A 17,521-nucleotide genomic window follows, 5' to 3' on the forward strand; every position below is an offset into this window, starting at 1 on the left:
CTTTTAGCACCCGGGGAGTGGGAGTAGACCTCCACCCCCCCCCCCAACACCCCCCCCCCCCCCCCCCCCCCCCCCCCCCCCCCCCCCCACCCCCCCCCCCCCCCCACGCTGGGTCATGCGGTCATGATCCCTTGTGCGCCGCCGTCCGGCGCAGCCTGATGTTCTCCAGCAGGTCGAACCCGTCGAGCAGGCCCTCGCCCATGCCCCGCAGCCGGCGCAGCGTCGACGGAGGCAGCAGCACCGCCCTGATCCGCCGGCCGCGTGACACCGTGGCCGCCAGGGCCTGCCGCACCTGGCGCAGGTCCTTGCTCATGGGCGCGATCGGGCCCGGGTCCCTGGCGTACAACACGCGCTCGATCGCGGAGGCGATGGACGAGATGGCCGCCGCGGAGTCCGCATCGAACTCGTACTGCTGGATCAGCCGCCGGGCCAGCGCCCGCGGGGTCTCGCTGTCCTCGCGGGCCATCCCATAGTCGTACAGCACGTCGTCGAGCTCCGCCCAGACGGCCGCCACCCAGGGGACGATGTCCCCCTGCCCGCGCCGTGCCCTCCCCGGCCTCCTCCCCGGCGCCGTCGCCGGGGTCGTGGACGGCTGCGGCGCCATCCCCTTCAACGTGCGTACCCGCCTGTTCCGCGCGACCAGCCGCACCCCGGCGGGGATCAGCAGGAGCAGGAGCAGCGCGCCCGCGCCGATGCCGACCTGGCCGATCAGCGGCATCGAGTCGTCCGGGGGCAGCCCGCCGGTCGCGGCCTGGGCCTCGCGGTCCAGCTGCCGCTCGTTGCGCCGGGCCTGCGGGTCCTGGGGCTCGTCGGCCGGGGAACTGCTCTCTCCCGTCGACGGCGTCGACTCCTCGCCCGTGGTGGTGCTCGGCCGGGGCACCGAGTACGACGGCACGCGCGCGCTGCCCTGGCCGACCGACCCCGAAGGAGTCGGCTCGAACGGCAGCCAGCCCACGCCCTCGAAGTACAGCTCCGGCCAGGAGTGGGAGTCGTTCGTCCCGACCGTCCACCGGTCGCCGATCTTCATGCCGCCCGTGTAGCCGATCGCCACCCGCGACGGGATGCCCACCAGCCTGGCCATCACCGCCATGGACGCGGCGAACTGCTCGCAGTAGCCCGCCCGGTCCCGCAGCAGGAAGTCCCGCAGCGCAGAGTTGCCGTGCCCCTGCGTGCGCAGGTTGTAGGTGAAACCGCCGTCCGTGGTGAAGAAGCGCTGCAGCTGCACGGCCGCCTCGTAGGTGGTCGAGGCGCCACGGGTGACCCGCTCGGCCAGCGCGGCGATCTCGGACGGCAGGTTGTCCGGCAGCGCCAGATACCGGTCGTCGACCCTCGGCTGCTCCCCATCGAGCGAGTCGAGCAGGTCCGGCGTGGGCTCCGGCTCGCTCGTCGCCACCTCGTACTCCAGGCCGGCGGCCTCGTCACGGGTGGAGAAGACCATGAGCGTGTCGACGTCGGCCCGCCAGTCCCCGTCCACCCGGATCTGCCGGGCCGGGTACGGCAGCGGCAGGAACGACAGCCGGGCGATCTCGTCGCTGATCCGGACGTTCGTGATCACGTTGTTGATCTTCGGCCGCCGGCTGAGGCCGGGCGGGTCGGGCAGCGGGCCGTTGTCCGTCCTGTTCTGCGGCGCGCCCTTCGGCTCGGTCATGCCGAACTGCTGGCCGTCGAACCTGTCGAGCGAGTAGATCCGCAGATATCTGGCCTGGTCGTCGTTGTTGCTGTAGGTGAGGACCACCCGCCGCTCGGGCAGCTCCAGCTGGCCTTTCAGGTTCGCGATCGGGTTGGGGATGCTGATCGAGTTGCCGCGCCCCGACCCGTTGCCGCCCACGCCGAAGGTGAAGAACGACACGGGCTCCATCGCCGGCAGCGCGGCCGGCACCAGCACGGCCAGCGCGATCGCGGCGAACCCGATGCGTTTGCCGGACAGGCGCAGGCCACTGGTGTCGGCAGGGGAGCGGGCTCCGTCATGAGACTGCGCGGCGCGGGTGGTCCGCCGCACCAGTACGGCCCGGCCCCAGTGCCCCACCCGCTCGCGCCCGTCGGCGATCAGCAGGCCGATGAACCCGAGCGCGGCGAGGATGAACGCCGGCCAGCTGATCGGCTCTGCCAGGATCGTGGCCGGCACCGTGGCCAGCGCCAGCAGCGGCAGCCCGGCCAGCGCCGCCCGCCGCAGCCGCGCGGCCAGCAGGTCCACGGTGATCGCGATGAGGGCCACGCCGCCCGCGGTCAGGAGCGTGATGCCGTCGGTCACGGGCACGGGGGCGGCGAACCGCTGGATGTCGGTCCAGCCGACGTCCAGCAGCCGGGCCAGCTCCGTGACCGACCCCTTCGTCGGCACCACCAGGGCCCACGCCTCGGACGAGGCGAAGGTCACGGTCAGATAGATCCACGTCGCGGCCAGCGCGACCAGCGGAGCCGCCCACGCGGGCAACGACAGGCGGCTGGTGAGCAGGCCCGCGACCACCACCGCGAGCACGGCGCCGAGCGACGCCCAGAACCAGGCGCCGCCCTGGAAGAGCGGGTAGAGCAGGATGGCCGCGGTGAACACGGCCACGCCGGAGGCGCCGGTGAGTCTCATGCCGCACCTCCGGCCGGGCCGACCGCGTACCTGCCATGGCTGGCGGCGTCCTGCCAGACGGACGCGATCGTGGTGCCTGCGGGCAGCCGTACGATGCGCCAGCCGTACCCGGCCAGGACGGTCTGCACCGCCTCCAGGTCCTCGGCGGCCTTCCTGTCGCCGCCGTCCCAGGTCGCCACGTCTAGCAGGACCGCCACTCCGGTGATGCCGCTGTGCCTCAGCCTGGCCAGTTCCCTCGCCTCCTCCGCGTCCATCGAGCCGAGCACGGCCACGATCAGCCCGTCGCCGCCGCCCTGGCGCAGGGCGGAGACGCCCATCTCCAGCGAGCGGGCGGGGCTGTGCCGTACCACGGCGAGGGTGTCGAGCAGCGACCAGCTCAGGCCCGTGTCGGTCAGGTGCTCGGCGCCCTGGTCGGTCACCAGCCGCAGGCCGAGCCCCTCGCGGGCGAGGTGCACGCCGATCGAGGCCGCGGCCGAGACCGCCACCTCGAACGACGAGCGCGGGCCCTCGCCGCGGTGGGCGTGCCTGCGGGTGTCGAGCAGGAGCGCGCCGCGGCTCTGCCACTGCTGCTCCTCGCGGCGCACCATCAGCTCGCCGCGGCGGGCGGTCGAGCGCCAGTGCACCCGCCGCAGGTCGTCGCCCTGCCGGTACTCGCGCGGCGCCACGTCGTCGTCGCCGGCCGCCGCCACGCTCCTGGTGCGGCTGTCGCCGCCGCCCGTCCATTCGCCCGACAGCCGCACGTGCGGCAGCGCCGCGACGTGCGGCGTCACCACGAGCGTGTCGCTGATGGTGAACGAGCGCGTCAGCTCGACCAGGCCGAACGGATCGGTGATGCGGATCGACAGCGGGCCGATCGTGTAGCGGCCGCGCAGGTCGGAGCGCACCCGGTAGTCGATCTCGCGTACGCCCCGCGACTCCACCCGGTCCAGCACGAACCGGGGCCGCACGCCGAGGGCGTAGGGAACGGTGTCCTCGATGAGCAGCAGGCCGGTGGGCAGCCTGGTGACGTTCTCCAGCCGCAGGGTGACGGTGGCCTCGCCGCCCACCTCAGCCCTTGACGGATCCAGCCGCCTGGCGCAGCTCAGGCGGTAGCGCGTGCGCGCCGCCACGAGCGCGGCCAGCAGCGGCAGCGCGGTCACCAGCACCCCGATCCTGAACAGGTCGTTCTCGCCCAGGAGCACGGCCATCAGCAGCGCCGCGATCCCCGAGGCGAGGAACGATCTGCCTCTGGAGGTCAGCGCCTGCAGTCCGGCTCTCACGACGCTCGCGACTCGGGCACGGGTACGCGCCTGAGCAGATCGGCCACCACCTGTTCGGGCAGCCGGCGCTGTCCCTGCGCCTCGATGCTGGGCAGCAGCCGGTGCGCGAGCACGGGGATGGCCAGGTCCTGCACGTCGTCGGGGATGACGTAGTCGCGGCCCGCCAGTGCCGCGTGCGCCCGCGCGGCCCGTACGAGCTGCAGCGTGGACCGGGGTGAGGCGCCCAGCCGCAGGTCGGGGGAGTGGCGGGTGGCCACGACCAGGTCGATGGCGTACTTCTTGACCGCCTGCGAGACGTAGACCCCGCGAACGGCCTCGATGAGCGCCCGCACCTCGGCGGTCGTCGCCACCGGCTCGAGCTTGTCGAGCGGCGAGGCGCTCCCGTGCACGTCGAGCATCTCCAACTCGGCGGACGGCTCCGGGTAGCCCATCGCGATCCGCACGGAGAAGCGGTCACGCTGTGCCTCGGGCAGGGGATAGGTGCCCTCCATCTCAATGGGGTTCTGGGTCGCCATCACCATGAACGGCGAATCCAGCTGGTACGTCACCCCGTCCACCGTCACCTGCTGCTCCTCCATGCATTCCAGCAACGCGGACTGCGTCTTGGGGGAGGCACGGTTGATCTCGTCGCCCACGACGATGTTGGCGAACACCGGCCCGGGCTTGAACTCGAACTCTCTGGTCTGCTGGTTGTACGCGCTCACTCCGGTGATGTCGCTGGGCAACAGGTCGGGGGTGAACTGCACGCGCCGCACGGGGCAGTCGATCGACCGGGCGAGAGCCTTGGCCAGCATGGTCTTGCCGACCCCGGGCACGTCTTCGATGAGGAGGTGCCCCTCGGCGAGCAGGACGGTCAGCGTGAGGCGGACGGCGTCGCTCTTGCCCTCGATCACCGATTCGATGGCCTGCCGAATCCGGTGGGCGGTGGAGACCAGCTCGTCGAGCTGGGGAGGGACGTCATGGGTAACTGCCACCAGGCCTCCATGAGAGAAGTGCGACGGCTGTCCCGTTGGTGCCATTGCGGGAGCCATGCCATTCCTTTTCCATTGTGTGTACGACCCTACGACGCTGCGGGTTCGCGAGCGACATTTGTGGATATTCCAGCGAACCTCAGCGATGTTCCTGTTCTTGTGGCATAGGGGTGCGAATCCAGTGACAGGGCGGACCATGATCCGCACCACATTCCCCCACTGCTGCCTTCGTGAAGCGCACACCGCCTAATTCCGTGGTCTTTTCAACCCTCGACACGCCCATGAGGGTTGACCGGCCGCTCACCCCCCTCCACCCCGCTCCACCGCTCTGACCTGCGGTAACGCAAGGGAAACTGATGATGAAGACGGTTCGAATCAGTTGACGGTGGGGAGAAGTGGAGTATGGTGGTGCGCAGTGGAGGGCCCGGTGCGCCAGCGCTGAGCGCTTCACGAGGCACGGGAGGTGGGGCCGATGTTCCTCGGCACCCATCAACCGCGTCTGGACGACAAGGGACGGCTGTTCCTGCCGGCTAAGTACCGTGAGGAGCTGGCGGAGGGTCTTGTGATCACCAAAGGCCAGGAGCGATGCCTCTACGTCTTTCCCGTGGAGGAGTTCCAGCGCATAACCGAGGCTCTCAGCACCGCCCCGGTCACCGCCAAGGCGGTGCGTGACTACAGCCGCGTCTTCTTCGCCAGCGCGTCCGACGAGAAACCAGACAAACAAGGGCGCATCACGATCCCGCAGAGCCTCCGCCAGTACGCGGGGCTGGAGCGTGACTGCGTTGTCATCGGGGCCAACACCCGGTTGGAGATCTGGGACGCGCAGGCCTGGGAAACCTATCTCAGCGCGCAGGAGCAGGCGTTCGCCGATCTGTCCGAGGAGGTGCTGCCAGGGATCTTGTAGTGACCACGGTCGATCCGTCGGTGATGTCGTTCGGCGAGGTCTCCACCCGCAACCACTGTCTGCCAGCTGATGCACCTTCCCCGGTGTCAGATGACAGGCGTCCACGAAGAGGGTGCGGATGGGGACCTGGCCGGGCGGCGCCGGGTGGGGACCCAGGAAGACCGGCGAGACGATCGATACGCGTCATCCGCGAGCAGGACGCGAGAGGGGGGGTTGGAGATGCATAACGACGTCGGCACGGACGGTCACGTTCCGGTGATGCTCGAGCGCGTTCTGGAACTGCTCGGTCCCGCGCTGTCCGGTCCCGCGCCGGTGGTCGTCGACGCCAACCTCGGCCTCGGTGGGCACTCGGAGGCCCTGCTCGCCCGCTTTCCCTCCCTTCATCTGATCGGGATCGACCGCGACCCTTTCGCGATCGAACACTCGACCCGCAGGCTGAGCCCTTATGCCGGCAGGACGACCCTGGTCCACGCGTCCTCCGCCGATCTGGCCGAGGTGCTCGCCCGCGCGGGGCGTACGACGGTCCACGGGGCGCTGTTCGACCTGGGGGTCTCCTCGCCGCAGCTCGACGAGGCCGAGCGCGGGTTCGCCTACGCCTACGACGCGCCGCTCGACATGCGGATGGACACCGAGCAGGAGTTGACGGCGGAGCACGTGGTCAACACCTACGCCGCCGACGAGCTGATCCGCATCCTGCGTGACTACGGCGAAGAACGATTCGCCCCGCGTGTCGCGGGCCTGATCATCAGAGAACGGGCCAAAGAGGCAATAACCTCGACCAAGCGGCTGGCGGAGATCATCCGAGCGGCGATCCCCGCCGCGACCCGACGTACCGGGGGAAACCCCGCCAAGAGGACTTTCCAGGCGCTGCGCATCGAGGTGAACGCCGAGCTGTCCGCCCTGGAGGCGGCGCTCCCCGCGGCCCTCGACGCGCTGGCGCTCGGTGGGCGAGTCGTCGTGCTCTCCTACCACTCACTCGAGGACCGGCTCACCAAGCAGGCCCTCGCGGCGCGAACCAAGGACACCAGCCCGCCGGGGCTGCCGGTCCCGCTGCCGGCGCACCAGCCGAGGTTCCGCCTGCTGACGAGGGGAGCAGAGCTCCCAAGCGAAGAAGAGCTCGCCCGCAACCCGCGGGCGGCCTCGGCCCGGCTACGGGCGGCAGAGAGGATCCGTGTTGACGACTGAGCAGGAGTTCGGCCGGGGTGCGCCCGTCCGCCGCGCCGTGCCCAAGACGGGCACGCGCCGGTCCGGAGCGCAGCACCAGTCCAAGCCGCGGCCCCGTCCTGACGCACGTCCCCACGCCCAGGGCGCGAGGACGGTCACCGGCCGCGCGCGTCCGGAGGCCAAGCGGCTCCCCGACGGCGCCCGCGCCGACACCGGCCGCCCCGTGCCACGACGACGGCCCGCGCGCCGGCAGCGCGCGCCGTTCGTGCTGCTCGTGGTCGGGCTGCTCTGCGGCGGCCTGGTGAGCCTGCTGCTGCTCAACACCATGCTGGCCAAGGACGCGATCACCGACGCCAACCTGCGCGAGGAGATCGCCGTGGCCCGCCAGGAGAACGAGAAGATCGACCAGGAATACCAGCGCAAGACGCAGCCCAACGTCATCGCCGAGATGGCCGAGAAGCAGGGCCACCAGCCCGACTGGGATGACGTCAACGCCTGGACCAGCGCGGGCGACCGAGCCAGCCGGGTGGACAGGGAACGGTGAGGGACTCCAGCGGCAGGGGGCAGGGACCCGGCCGCGGCGCTGGCGGCGCCGGCTCTCAAGGAGGGCCAGGCGCCGCTCGTCGTACGCCGGGAGGCCCAGGACGGGGAGGACGGCAGGGCGGCTCCCCCCGTTCAGAGGGCACGGGCCGCCCGGCTCCATCGGACGAGCCGCCTCGCCGGCCACGCAAGCCCGACCCGCTCGACCTGCCGTTCGGGCGTGACGACGCGGCCAGGGAGCGCCCGCCGCAGGAGCCCGGCTCCTCGCGCGAGCGCCGCCCCGGCGGCTCCGACCGTGACTCCGGACGCGGCTCGGGTCGTGACTCGGGTCGTGACTCCGGCCGTGACTCCGGCCGGGGCCGCGCGGGCGACGCCGCGCGCCGGCGGCCTCGGGACGAGAGCGACCAGCCGAGGAGCCGCGCGTCACGCGATGGCGACGGCTCGAGGGGCAGCGTGGCCCGCGACCGCGGGCAACGCGGCGGCGACGCTCCGCGAGGGCGGGCGCCTCAGGGGCGTGAGGAGCACGATCGGCTCCGCGGCCGGGCCGCGCAGAGCCGCGACGAAGGGCCCAGGCGGCGTCCCCTCCCAGGCCGGGACGAGGGGGAACGTCCCCGCGGCCGGGCCACGCCGGGCCGTGACGAGGAGCGTTCCCGAGGGCGTTCCACGCCGGGCCGCGACGAGGGAGAGCGTTCCCGAGGGCGTCCCGCGCAGGGCCGCGACGCCGCCGACCGGCTCAGAGGGCGCGACGAGCGCTCGCGCGGCCGGGGCAGCCGGCAGGAGGCGCCCGGCGCGGCGCAGCGCCCGCGCCGTGACGGCGCCCGGCAGGACGCCGGCGATCCCCGGCGCGCCAGCCGGCAGGAGGACGGGCCGCTGCGCCGTACCCAGGCGGGAGGAGCCAGGCCGCAGGCCGGCGGCTCCGGGCCGGAGCAGGCGCGAGGCGGCCGCGAGCGGGTGGCGGCGCGCCGCGGCGGAGACGTGCCGCCACCCAGAGGACCGCGCCGTCCCCCCACGCCGCCGCGCCCGCCCAGGCCGCCGCTGATGCTGCGGCTGGGCAGCCCGCGCAGGCGCATCAACATAGGCCTGATCGGCATGACGTTCGTGTTGTCGATCTTCGCCGGGCGGCTGATCCAGATGCAGGGGCTCGACACCAAGGTGTACGCCGCCGCGGCGGCCGACCAGCGCCAGCACACCGAGGACATCCCCGCCAAGCGGGGCTCGATCACTGACGTCAACGGTCACGAGCTGGCCGTGACCGTCGAAGCGCGCGACGTGTCGATCGACCCGACCAAGGTGCCGACCGCCGCGCGCGCCAACGTGGCCGCCGTCCTGGCCAAGCATCTGGGCAAGGACCAGCAGGACATCGCCGCCAAGCTGGCCAGGACCGACACCCGTTACCAGCTCCTGGCCAGGGGCGTCGACCCCGTCGTGGCCAGCCGCCTGCTGCAGGCGCGCGTGCCGGCGCTGTCGGCGAAGAACACCTACCGCCGGCTCTACCCGGCAGGCGATCTGGCGGGCAGCCTCATCGGGTTCGTGGGCGACGAGGGCGACGGCCTGGGCGGCATGGAGCAGGCGAGAAACTCGCTGCTGGCCGGCCGCGACGGCGAGATGCGCGTCGAGACCGGCCGTGACGGCCTGCGCATCCCCATGACCAGCAGCCAGCGCACCGCCCCCGTGAACGGCCGTGACGTGCGGCTCACCATCGACCGCGACATCCAGTGGGCCGCCCAGAAGTCGATCGGCGAGCAGGTCCGCGAGTCGGGTGCCGACAGCGGCACCGTGATCGTGATGGACGTGCGGACGGCCCAGATCATCGCCATGGCCAACTCTCCCGAGCTCGACCTGAACAACTGGCGCAAGGAACCGGCGAGCAGCTACGTCAACAAGGCCGCCGCCGACGTCTTCGAACCGGGCAGCACCAACAAGGTGATCACAGCCGCCGCGGCGCTGGAGGCGGGGGTGGTGGGGCCCGACACGGTGTTCGAGGTGCCCGACCGGATCCGGTGCGCCGACCAGGTCCTGCGCGACGCCCACGCGCACAAGACGGAGTCGATGACGTTCCGCCAGGCCATGGCGCAGTCCAGCAACGTGGCCACGATCATGGCCGCGCGCAAGGTCGGCAGCGAGGGCCTGCACGAGATGCTCAAGGCGTTCGGGTTCGGCACGCGGCCGGGTGGCGGCGTGCCCGGCGCTGAGGCCGGCCTGCTGCCCGACTACAAGAAGTGGTCCGGCAGCCAGAGCTGCACGGTCGCCTACGGGCAGGGCGTGTCGGTGACCGCGCTGCAGACGGCCAGCGTCTACCAGACCATCGCCAACGGCGGCGTCAAGATCGACCCGCAGATCGTCGCGGGCACGACGGACCCGTCGGGCAGGTTCGTCCCCGCTCCTCCCGGTAAGCGGACCAGGGTGGTGAGCCAGACGACGGCGAAGGAGATCACGGCCATGCTGGAGGGCGCGGTGGGCGAGGAGGGCACCGGGCAGCTCGCGGCCATCCCCGGCTATCGGGTGGCGGGCAAAACGGGCACGGCGAACCGCTATGATGCCGAGCTCGGCCGTTATGACGGTTATACGGCCTCGTTCGTGGGATTCAGCCCCGCTGACAACCCCCGGCTCGTGGTGCTTTCCGTCCTGCAGAACCCGAAGAACGGCCATTTCGGCGGGCAGCTGGCGGCCCCCGTGTTCAAGGATGTGATGACGTTCGCCATCAAGAGCAGGAAGATTCCTCCCACAGGCTCCGCCGCGCCGCCGGTGCGGACGCGCGCGGGACAGTGACCAGGGAAGGTACGCTCTCGCCGTGCGTCCCCCGTCGTCTATGCGTCCCACGACCAGCCCGCCTCGCCCGCTGACCGGGCTCGCGACCATGATCGACGCCGATTCCGGCACGTCACGGTCGCCCCATGCGGCTCTGACCGGCGTCACCAACGACTCCCGGGCCGTCCGGCGGGGAGATCTCTACGTCGCGCTGGCCGGCAGCCGCGTGCACGGCGCCGACTTCGCCGCCCAGGCGATGGCGAGCGGCGCCGTCGCGGTGCTCACCGACCGGGCCGGCCGCGACGCGGCCGTCGCGACGGGGCTGCCCGTGCTGATCGTGCCCGACCCGCGCGCCCTGCTGGGGCAGATCTCCTCCTGGGTGTACGGCCAGCCGGCCCACGACGTCCAGATCCTCGGCGTCACCGGCACCAGCGGCAAGTCCACCACCACGTTCATGCTGGAGGCCGGCCTGCGGGCGGCCGGGCACAAGGCCGGCCTGGTGGGCGGCGTCGAGATCCACGTGGGGGACGAGCGCTTCGCGCCCACCCTCACCACGCCGGAGGCCTGCGATCTGCACGGCCTGTTCGCCCTGATGCGCGAGGAGGGTGTCGGCGCGGCCGTGATGGAGGTCTCCAGCCACGCGCTCGCGCTCGGCCGGGTCGACGGCATCTTCTACGACGTGTCCCTGTTCACCAACCTCTCGCAGGACCACCTCGACTTCCACAAGGACTTCGACGACTACTTCGCCACCAAGGCGCGGCTGTTCCAGCCCGAGCTGAGCCGTGCGGGGGTGACCAACATCGACGACCGCTACGGGCGTGAGCTGATCGGTCTGGCGAAGGTGCCGATGACCACGTTCTCCGCGGAGGGCGATCCGGAGGCCGAGTGGCGGGTGCTGGACGCCAGGCTCGGCGCCGACGGCAGCGCGTTCCGGGTGGTGGGTCCGGGCGGGGTCGAGGCCGACGCGCAGATCGCGCTCCCCGGTCCGTTCAACGTGGCCAACGCGCTCGGCGCCATCGTGACCCTGGTCGAGGCCGGGGTGCCGCTGCAGACGGCCGTGCACGGCGTCGGATCCCTGACCGGAGTCCCCGGTCGCATGCAGCGCATCACGGGCGCTGACGATACGTTCCAGGCGCTCGTGGACTATTCCCACAAGCCGGGCGCCGTGGAGTCGGTGCTGCGCTCGCTGCGGTCGGTCACGGCGGGTGCCCTGACGATCGTGCTCGGCTGCGGTGGCGACCGCGACAAGGGCAAACGAGCCATCATGGGGGAAATCTCCGCCCAGCTGGCAGATATCGCTATTTTTACGAACGACAATCCTCGCTCGGAGGATCCGCTCACCATCCTCGCGACGATGATGGAGGGAGCGCTCCGCGTGCCGCAGCACGACCGCGCTCATGTGATCATTGAGCCCGACCGCGCGGCCGCCATCGGCCTGGCGATCGCCCGGGCCGGGCGCGGCGACGTGATCGTCGTGGCCGGCAAGGGCCACGAGCAGGGCCAGTACGTTTCAGGCGAGGTGATCCCCTTCGACGACCGCGAAGTGGTCGCCGAAGCGATCGACGCACGCAAGGAAAGCAGGAAGCACTAATGATCCCGTTGCCTCTGGCCAGGATCGCCGAGATAACCTCGGGCGCCCTGTCGGGCATGGCCGATCCCCGCGCCGTGGTGCGCGGGCCCGTCGTGATCGACTCGCGGGCCGTAGAACCGGGATCCCTGTTCGTCGCCTTCAAGGGCGCGCGGGTCGACGGTCACGACTACGCCGCGCAGGCGATCAGGGCAGGAGCGGTCGCCGTCCTGGCCACCAGGCCCGTCGAGGCGCCCGCGGTGATCGTCCCGGACGCCGCCGCCGCGCTGGCCGCGCTGGCCGCCGAGCAGGTCCGCGCGCTGCCCCAGGTCACCGTCATCGGCGTGACCGGCTCGGCGGGCAAGACCGGCACCAAAGACCTGCTGGCCAGGCTCACCGGCCGCATCGGGCCCGCCATCGCCCCCGTCGGCAGCTTCAACAACGAGCTCGGCCACCCGCTCACCGTGCTTCGGGCCGACGCCGACACCCGGTTCATGGTCCTCGAACTGGCCGCCAGGAACATCGGCCACATCAAAGACCTGACCCGCATCGCGCCGCCGCAGATCGGCGTGGTGCTCAATGTCGGCACGGCGCACCTGGGCGTGTTCGGCGGCAAGGAGGCCATCGCCAAGGCCAAGGGCGAACTCGTCGAGGCGCTGCCGCGCACTGGAGTGGCCGTGCTCAACGCCGACGACCCGCTGGTCCGAGCGATGGCCACGCGCACCGACGCCCGGGTCACGTACTTCGGGCGGGGCGAGTCCGCGGCCATCAGGGCGGAGGGCGTCGTGCTCGACGCCCGCGGGCGCGCGTCCTTCACGCTGCGCACTCCGTCAGGAAGCGCGCACGTGTCGCTCAAGCTGTACGGCGAGCACGCGGTCGAGAACGCCCTCGCCGCGGCCGCGGCCGGATACGAGCTCGGGCTGCCCGTCGCCACCATCGCCGCCGAGCTGTCCGAGGCGACGCCGCGCAGCCGGTGGCGGATGGAGGTCAACGACAGGCCCGACGGGGTGACGGTCGTCAACGACGCGTACAACGCCAATCCCGACTCGATGCGGGCGGCGTTCGAGGCGTTCGAGGTGCTGGGGCGCGGGCGGCGGCGGTTCGCCGTCATCGCGGCGCTGCGGGAGCTCGGCGACGACGGGCCGGCGCTCAACGCCGAGCTCGGCCGGCTGGCCGGCGGCGCCGGGCTGGCCGGGCTGATCGTGGCGGGCCCTGACGCGGAGCCGGTGCTCCAGGGCGCCCACACGGCCGCCCAGGCCACCACGACAGCCCGCGCCCTGCCCCCGCCCTCCGGCCCCCAGACTCCTGGCCCCCAGACTCCTGGCCCGCGGACTCCTGGCCCGCAGGGCGCCGGAGGTCCCGGTGCAGGTCCAGGTCCAGGTCCGCAGGGGGTGGCCCCCCAGGCCGCCGGTCCGCAGGGAGCCGGTGGGCCGGTCACAGGCCCGCGGCCCGTGAGGTCTCAGAGTGTCGGTCCCATCACGTTCCCGCAGATGGCCGCCGGTCCGGTCACCGGTCCCCAGGCGGCCGGACCTGCCGGGCCGCAGTCCGCCGGCCCGCAAGTCCCGGGGCCTCACCCGCCCGCCGGGCCCTCACAGGGCCGGCAGTCTCCGGGACAGGGTGAGCCCTCACAGGGCCGGCAGTCTCCCGGACAGGGTGAGGCCGCGCAGGAGTGGCAGGGCGGTGGCGCGGCCCGGCCCGCACGGCAGGGGCCCGCGCACGGCGTCCCGGCACACGGATGGCACGGGTCCGGAGCGGGGCAGGCGCCTGTCCCGCCGTCGGGCGGGCACTTCGCCGAGGGTGTCCCGGCGGCCGGTCCCCCCTCAGGCGGTCCACCGGTGGCCCCCCTGGCCGGCGCCCCCGCCGGCGCTCCTCCGGCCGGAGTCCCTGGCGCACCCGCCGGGGTTCCGGGCGCACCGGCCGGCAGCACGGGCGGTGACGCGGCGTGCCCGCAGCACGTGACGCGGATCGTGCACGTGCCCGACGCCGAGGCGGCCGCCGCCGAGCTGGCGGGGTGGCTGCGGCAGGGTGACGCGGTGCTGATCAAGGGGCCCAGGGCGATGGGTCTGGAGCGGACGGCCGAGCTCGTGCTCGGAGGTGCCCCCCAGTGACCAACATCATCGTCGCCGGTGCGGTGGGCCTGATCCTCTCGATGCTGGGCACCCCGCTGGCGATCCGGCTGTTCTCGCGGCGCGGCTACGGCCAGGAGGTCCGCGAGGAAGGCCCGTCCGGCCACCACAGCAAGCGGGGCACCCCCACCATGGGCGGCACCGTGATCGTGCTGGCCGCCCTGCTCGCGTACGGCGCGTCGCACCTGGCCATGCTCTCGACGCCCACCGTGTCGGGCATGCTGGTGCTGTTCCTGATGACGGGGCTCGGCGCGGTCGGGTTCCTCGACGACTTCATCAAGATCTACAAGCAGCGCAGCCTGGGCCTGCGCAGCGGCGCGAAGGCCCTCGGCCAGCTCGTCGTCGGCGCCGTCTTCGCGTTCCTGGTCGTCCGCCACCCGAACGTCTACGGCATCACCCCCGCCGAGACCAGGGTGTCGTTCCTGCGGGACATCGGCCCGTCGATCGGCATCGTCGGCTTCACCATCTGGGTGCTCATCATGATCGTCGGGTTCTCCAACGCGGTGAACCTCACCGACGGTCTCGACGGCCTGGCCAGCGGCGCGACCGGGGTGGTCCTCGGCGCGTACGTGCTGATCGGCAACTGGCAGCTGCGCAACAACTGCATCGACCAGCTCGGCCCCAACTGCTACTGGGTACGAGATCCGCTCGACCTGGCCGTGGTGGCCGCCGCCGTGCTCGGGGCGCTCATCGGCTTCCTGTGGTGGAACGCGCCGCCCGCGCGGATCTTCATGGGTGACACCGGCTCCCTGGCCCTGGGCGGCGTGCTGGCCGGGCTGGCCATCGCCACCCGTACCCAGCTGCTGCTGATCATCCTCGCCGGCCTGTGCGTGATCATCACGCTGTCCGTGATCATCCAGGTCGGTTCCTTCAAGATGACCGGCAAACGGGTGTTCAGGATGGCGCCGCTGCAGCACCACTTCGAGCTGAAAGGCTGGGCGGAGACCACGATCGTGGTCCGGTTCTGGCTGATCGCGATGCTCTGCGCGGCGCTCGGTCTCGGGCTCTTCTACGTCGAATGGATGCCCAGGTGATGACTCTCACCTGTGTCGCCGGGCTCGGCGTCTCCGGCACGGCCGTGGCCAGGGTGCTGGCCGGTCGCGGCGAGCGGGTCGTGGTCGTGGAGGCGGCCGAGGGGGAGCGGCAGCTCGCCGCGGCGGCCGAGCTGGCCCGGCTCGGCGTCGAGACCCGGTTCGGGGAGATGGTGTTGCCCGAGGGGGTCACCAGGCTCGTCACCACGGGCTGGGCGCCACACCATCCGCTGATCGCCGCCGCGCTCGCCGCCGGGGTCGAGGTCGTGGGGGAGGTGGAGCTGGCCTGGCGGCTGCGCCCGGCGCAGCCGGCCCCGTGGCTGGCGCTGACCGGCACCAACGGCAAGACCACGGCGGTGCGCATGCTCACCTCGATCCTGCTCGCGGCCGGGCAGAAGGCCGTGGCGGTCGGCAACGTGGGCGTCCCCGTCGTGCGCGCGGTCGCCGAGCCGTACGACGTGCTGGCCGTCGAGCTGTCCAGCTTCCAGCTTCACTGGTCGGGCACGCTGTCCCCGCACGCCGCCGCCGTGCTCAACGTGGCCCCCGACCACATCGACTGGCACGGCTCCATGGAGGAGTACACCGCGGCCAAGGGCCGTGTCTACGAACGTGCCGGCACCGTGATCTTCAACGCCGACGATCCCGAGGCGACCAGGCTGGCCGCGCCCTACCCCGGGGCGGTGGGGTTCACCCTGCGGGTGCCCAAGCGGGGCGAGATCGGCGTGGTCGAGGATCTGCTGGTGGACCGGGCGTTCGTCGCCGACCCGGTGGAGGGCGCGGAAGAGCTGGCCACGCTGGACGACGTACGGCCCTTCGCGCCGCACAACGTCGCCAACGCGCTGGCCGCCGCCGCGCTGGCGCGTTCCCTCGGCGTGCCGTCCGAGGCCGTGGCCCGGGGTCTGCGCGACTTCGTGCCCGATCCGCACCGGCTGTCGCACGTGGACAGGATCGGCGAGGTCGACTACATCGACGACTCCAAGGCGACCAACCCGCACGCGGCCGCGGCGGCGCTGGCGTCGTACTCGTCGATCGTGTGGGTGGCCGGCGGGCAGCTCAAGGGCGCCGACGTCGACGACCTGGTGCGTCAGGCGGCTCCACGGCTGCGCGGCGCGGTGCTGCTGGGCGCCGACCGGGTCACGATCGCCGAAGCCATCGCGCGACACGCCCCGGATGTCCCTGTAGTGGACATCGCCGATCGCGACACTGGGGTGATGGAAAGAGTCGTCACCGAAGCCGCGCGGCTGGCCTCGCCAGGGGACACCGTGCTGCTCTCCCCGGCGGGGGCCTCCCTTGACATGTTCGCCGGGTATCCAGCGCGGGGGGAGGCCTTCGCGCGCGCCGTGCGCGAGCTGAGGCTGCGACGTGAGCGCGACCGCTGAGGAGGGGCCCGGCAACTGGGCCCGTGAGCAGCTCGGCTCGCTGAAGGAGCTGCTCGACAAGCCGCTCACCACCTACTACCTGATCATCATGTGCAGCGCGCTGCTGCTGGCGCTCGGGTTGATGATGGTGTTGTCAGCGTCCAGCATCGAGGCGCTGCAGAAGACCGGCAGCCCGTTCTCGTGGTTCATCAAGCAGTCGTTGTCGGCCGCGGTGGGCGTACCGGTGATGTGGGCCTGCTCGCGGCTGCCGACGAAGTTCTTCCGCTGGGCGGGCTACCCCCTGATGGCGCTGTCCATCCTGGCGCTGGTCATGGTGCTGTTCATCGGCTCGTCGGAGCTGGGAGCGCAGCGGTGGATCTACATCGGCCCGTTCACCCTCCAGCCGTCCGAGCCCGCCAAGCTCGGGCTCGCGTTGTGGGGGGCCGACCTGCTGGCCCGGCGGGCGCGGCAGGGGAAGATCGAGTGGCGGCAGATGCTGATCCCGCTCATGCCCGGCACCGCGATCCTGGCCGTCATGGTCATGCTGGGCAGCGACCTGGGCACCACGCTCGTGCTCTTCATGATCTTCCTGGCGTTGTTGTGGGTGGTGGGGGCGCCGGTCAAGTTGTTCGGGGGCATCCTGTCGCTGGCGGTGCTGGCCGCCCTCATCATGATCAAGGTGGAACCCTACCGGATGGCGCGCATCAGCTCCTTCCTCGACCCGTGGGCCGACGCGCAGGGCGCCGGATACCAGGCCGTCCAGGGGCAGATCGCGATGGGCTCCGGCGGCTGGTTCGGGCTCGGCCTGGGCAGCAGCCGGCAGAAGTGGAGCTGGCTGCCGCACGGCGAGAGCGACTTCATCTTCGCCATCCTGGGCGAGGAGCTGGGGCTGATGGGCACGCTCATGGTGGTGGCGCTGTTCGGGCTGCTCGGCTACGCCGGGCTGCGGGTGGCCGTGCGGGTCAACGACTCCTTCATCAGGCTGGCCGCCGCCGCCATGGTGGCCTGGATCGTCGGCCAGGCCACCGTCAACATGGGTGCCGTGCTCGGCGTGCTGCCGATCACCGGCATCCCCCTGCCCCTGGTCTCGTACGGCGGATCGTCGCTGCTGCCCACGCTCGCCGCGCTCGGCATGCTGCTGTCGTTCGCCAAGCGCGAGCCCGGCGCGCGTGAGGCCCTGGCGGCTCGTGGCCCCGGACCCGCCGCCCGGGCCCTAAGCTGGCTGGGCCTGGGGGCTACGACCAAAGGCCGAGTGACACGTTAGGGAGTGACCGA

Annotated in this window: 12 protein-coding genes; 9 read left to right on the forward strand and 3 right to left on the reverse strand. The window is 72.1% G+C overall.

Annotated elements, in window-relative coordinates; translation table 11 throughout:
• Positions 1–121 precede the first annotated feature (121 nt).
• Genes ACZ6SA_RS33280 through ACZ6SA_RS33290 form a run of 3 tightly spaced genes read right to left on the reverse strand, consistent with a single transcriptional unit; the run spans position 122 to position 4,856 of the window.
• Positions 122–2,578 (reverse strand): transglutaminase TgpA family protein, encoded by a 2,457-nt coding sequence (locus ACZ6SA_RS33280; RefSeq protein WP_465832675.1) that lies wholly within the window; start codon positions 2,576–2,578, stop codon positions 122–124.
• Positions 2,575–3,837, reverse strand: coding sequence for a DUF58 domain-containing protein (locus ACZ6SA_RS33285; protein ID WP_443151756.1), 1,263 nt, complete (start codon positions 3,835–3,837; stop codon positions 2,575–2,577). The genes ACZ6SA_RS33280 and ACZ6SA_RS33285 overlap by 4 nt, the downstream gene beginning before the upstream one ends.
• Complete coding sequence (locus ACZ6SA_RS33290; protein ID WP_465832788.1) at positions 3,834–4,856, reverse strand: AAA family ATPase; 1,023 nt, start codon at positions 4,854–4,856, stop codon at positions 3,834–3,836. Before ACZ6SA_RS33290 ends, ACZ6SA_RS33285 begins: the two co-directional genes overlap by 4 nt.
• Positions 4,857–5,280: 424 nt before the next feature.
• On the opposite strand from ACZ6SA_RS33290, the gene mraZ reads away from it, so the two are divergent.
• The 9 genes from mraZ (at position 5,281) to ftsW (ending at position 17,510) form a co-directional block, all read left to right on the forward strand.
• Positions 5,281–5,712: a division/cell wall cluster transcriptional repressor MraZ gene (gene mraZ, locus ACZ6SA_RS33295; protein WP_132511788.1), complete on the forward strand. Its 432-nt coding sequence runs from the start codon at positions 5,281–5,283 to the stop codon at positions 5,710–5,712.
• Between the two features lie 219 nt (positions 5,713–5,931).
• Positions 5,932–6,897 (forward strand): 16S rRNA (cytosine(1402)-N(4))-methyltransferase RsmH, encoded by a 966-nt coding sequence (rsmH, locus tag ACZ6SA_RS33300; protein ID WP_347642744.1) that lies wholly within the window; start codon positions 5,932–5,934, stop codon positions 6,895–6,897.
• On the forward strand, positions 6,887–7,420 hold the full coding sequence (locus ACZ6SA_RS33305; RefSeq protein WP_347642745.1) for a hypothetical protein: 534 nt from the start codon (positions 6,887–6,889) through the stop codon (positions 7,418–7,420). Before rsmH ends, ACZ6SA_RS33305 begins: the two co-directional genes overlap by 11 nt.
• Positions 7,421–8,454: 1,034 nt before the next feature.
• Complete coding sequence (locus ACZ6SA_RS33310; protein WP_465832790.1) at positions 8,455–10,185, forward strand: peptidoglycan D,D-transpeptidase FtsI family protein; 1,731 nt, start codon at positions 8,455–8,457, stop codon at positions 10,183–10,185.
• A 40-nt stretch (positions 10,186–10,225) separates the two neighbouring features.
• A complete protein-coding gene (locus ACZ6SA_RS33315; protein WP_465832679.1) occupies positions 10,226–11,755 on the forward strand; it encodes a UDP-N-acetylmuramoyl-L-alanyl-D-glutamate--2,6-diaminopimelate ligase in 1,530 nt (509 codons plus the stop codon).
• A complete protein-coding gene (locus tag ACZ6SA_RS33320; RefSeq protein WP_465832681.1) occupies positions 11,755–13,839 on the forward strand; it encodes a UDP-N-acetylmuramoyl-tripeptide--D-alanyl-D-alanine ligase in 2,085 nt (694 codons plus the stop codon). Before ACZ6SA_RS33315 ends, ACZ6SA_RS33320 begins: the two co-directional genes overlap by 1 nt.
• A complete protein-coding gene (mraY, locus tag ACZ6SA_RS33325) occupies positions 13,836–14,891 on the forward strand; it encodes a phospho-N-acetylmuramoyl-pentapeptide-transferase (RefSeq protein ID WP_347642748.1) in 1,056 nt (351 codons plus the stop codon). Before ACZ6SA_RS33320 ends, mraY begins: the two co-directional genes overlap by 4 nt.
• Positions 14,891–16,267 carry a UDP-N-acetylmuramoyl-L-alanine--D-glutamate ligase gene (gene murD / locus ACZ6SA_RS33330; RefSeq protein WP_347642749.1) on the forward strand — a complete coding sequence of 459 codons (1,377 nt, stop codon included), beginning with the start codon at positions 14,891–14,893 and terminating at the stop codon, positions 16,265–16,267. Before mraY ends, murD begins: the two co-directional genes overlap by 1 nt.
• Positions 16,251–17,510, forward strand: coding sequence for a putative lipid II flippase FtsW (gene ftsW / locus ACZ6SA_RS33335; RefSeq protein WP_347642750.1), 1,260 nt, complete (start codon positions 16,251–16,253; stop codon positions 17,508–17,510). Before murD ends, ftsW begins: the two co-directional genes overlap by 17 nt.
• The last annotated feature ends 11 nt before the right edge of the window (positions 17,511–17,521 follow it).

This window comes from Nonomuraea sp. NPDC049378 (genome assembly GCF_055586745.1).

Excerpts from the sequence above, each read along its gene's own strand:
- ACZ6SA_RS33280 (WP_465832675.1), bottom strand. The coding sequence starts at position 2,578 with ATGAGACTCACCGGCGCCTCCGGCGTGGCCGTGTTCACCGCGGCCATC.
- ACZ6SA_RS33290 (WP_465832788.1), bottom strand. The coding sequence starts at position 4,856 with ATGGCACCAACGGGACAGCCGTCGCACTTCTCTCATGGAGGCCTGGTG.
- mraZ (WP_132511788.1), top strand. The coding sequence starts at position 5,281 with ATGTTCCTCGGCACCCATCAACCGCGTCTGGACGACAAGGGACGGCTG.
- rsmH (WP_347642744.1), top strand. The coding sequence starts at position 5,932 with ATGCATAACGACGTCGGCACGGACGGTCACGTTCCGGTGATGCTCGAG.
- ACZ6SA_RS33310 (WP_465832790.1), top strand. The coding sequence starts at position 8,455 with ATGCTGCGGCTGGGCAGCCCGCGCAGGCGCATCAACATAGGCCTGATC.
- ACZ6SA_RS33315 (WP_465832679.1), top strand. The coding sequence starts at position 10,226 with ATGCGTCCCACGACCAGCCCGCCTCGCCCGCTGACCGGGCTCGCGACC.
- ACZ6SA_RS33320 (WP_465832681.1), top strand. The coding sequence starts at position 11,755 with ATGATCCCGTTGCCTCTGGCCAGGATCGCCGAGATAACCTCGGGCGCC.
- murD (WP_347642749.1), top strand. The coding sequence starts at position 14,891 with ATGACTCTCACCTGTGTCGCCGGGCTCGGCGTCTCCGGCACGGCCGTG.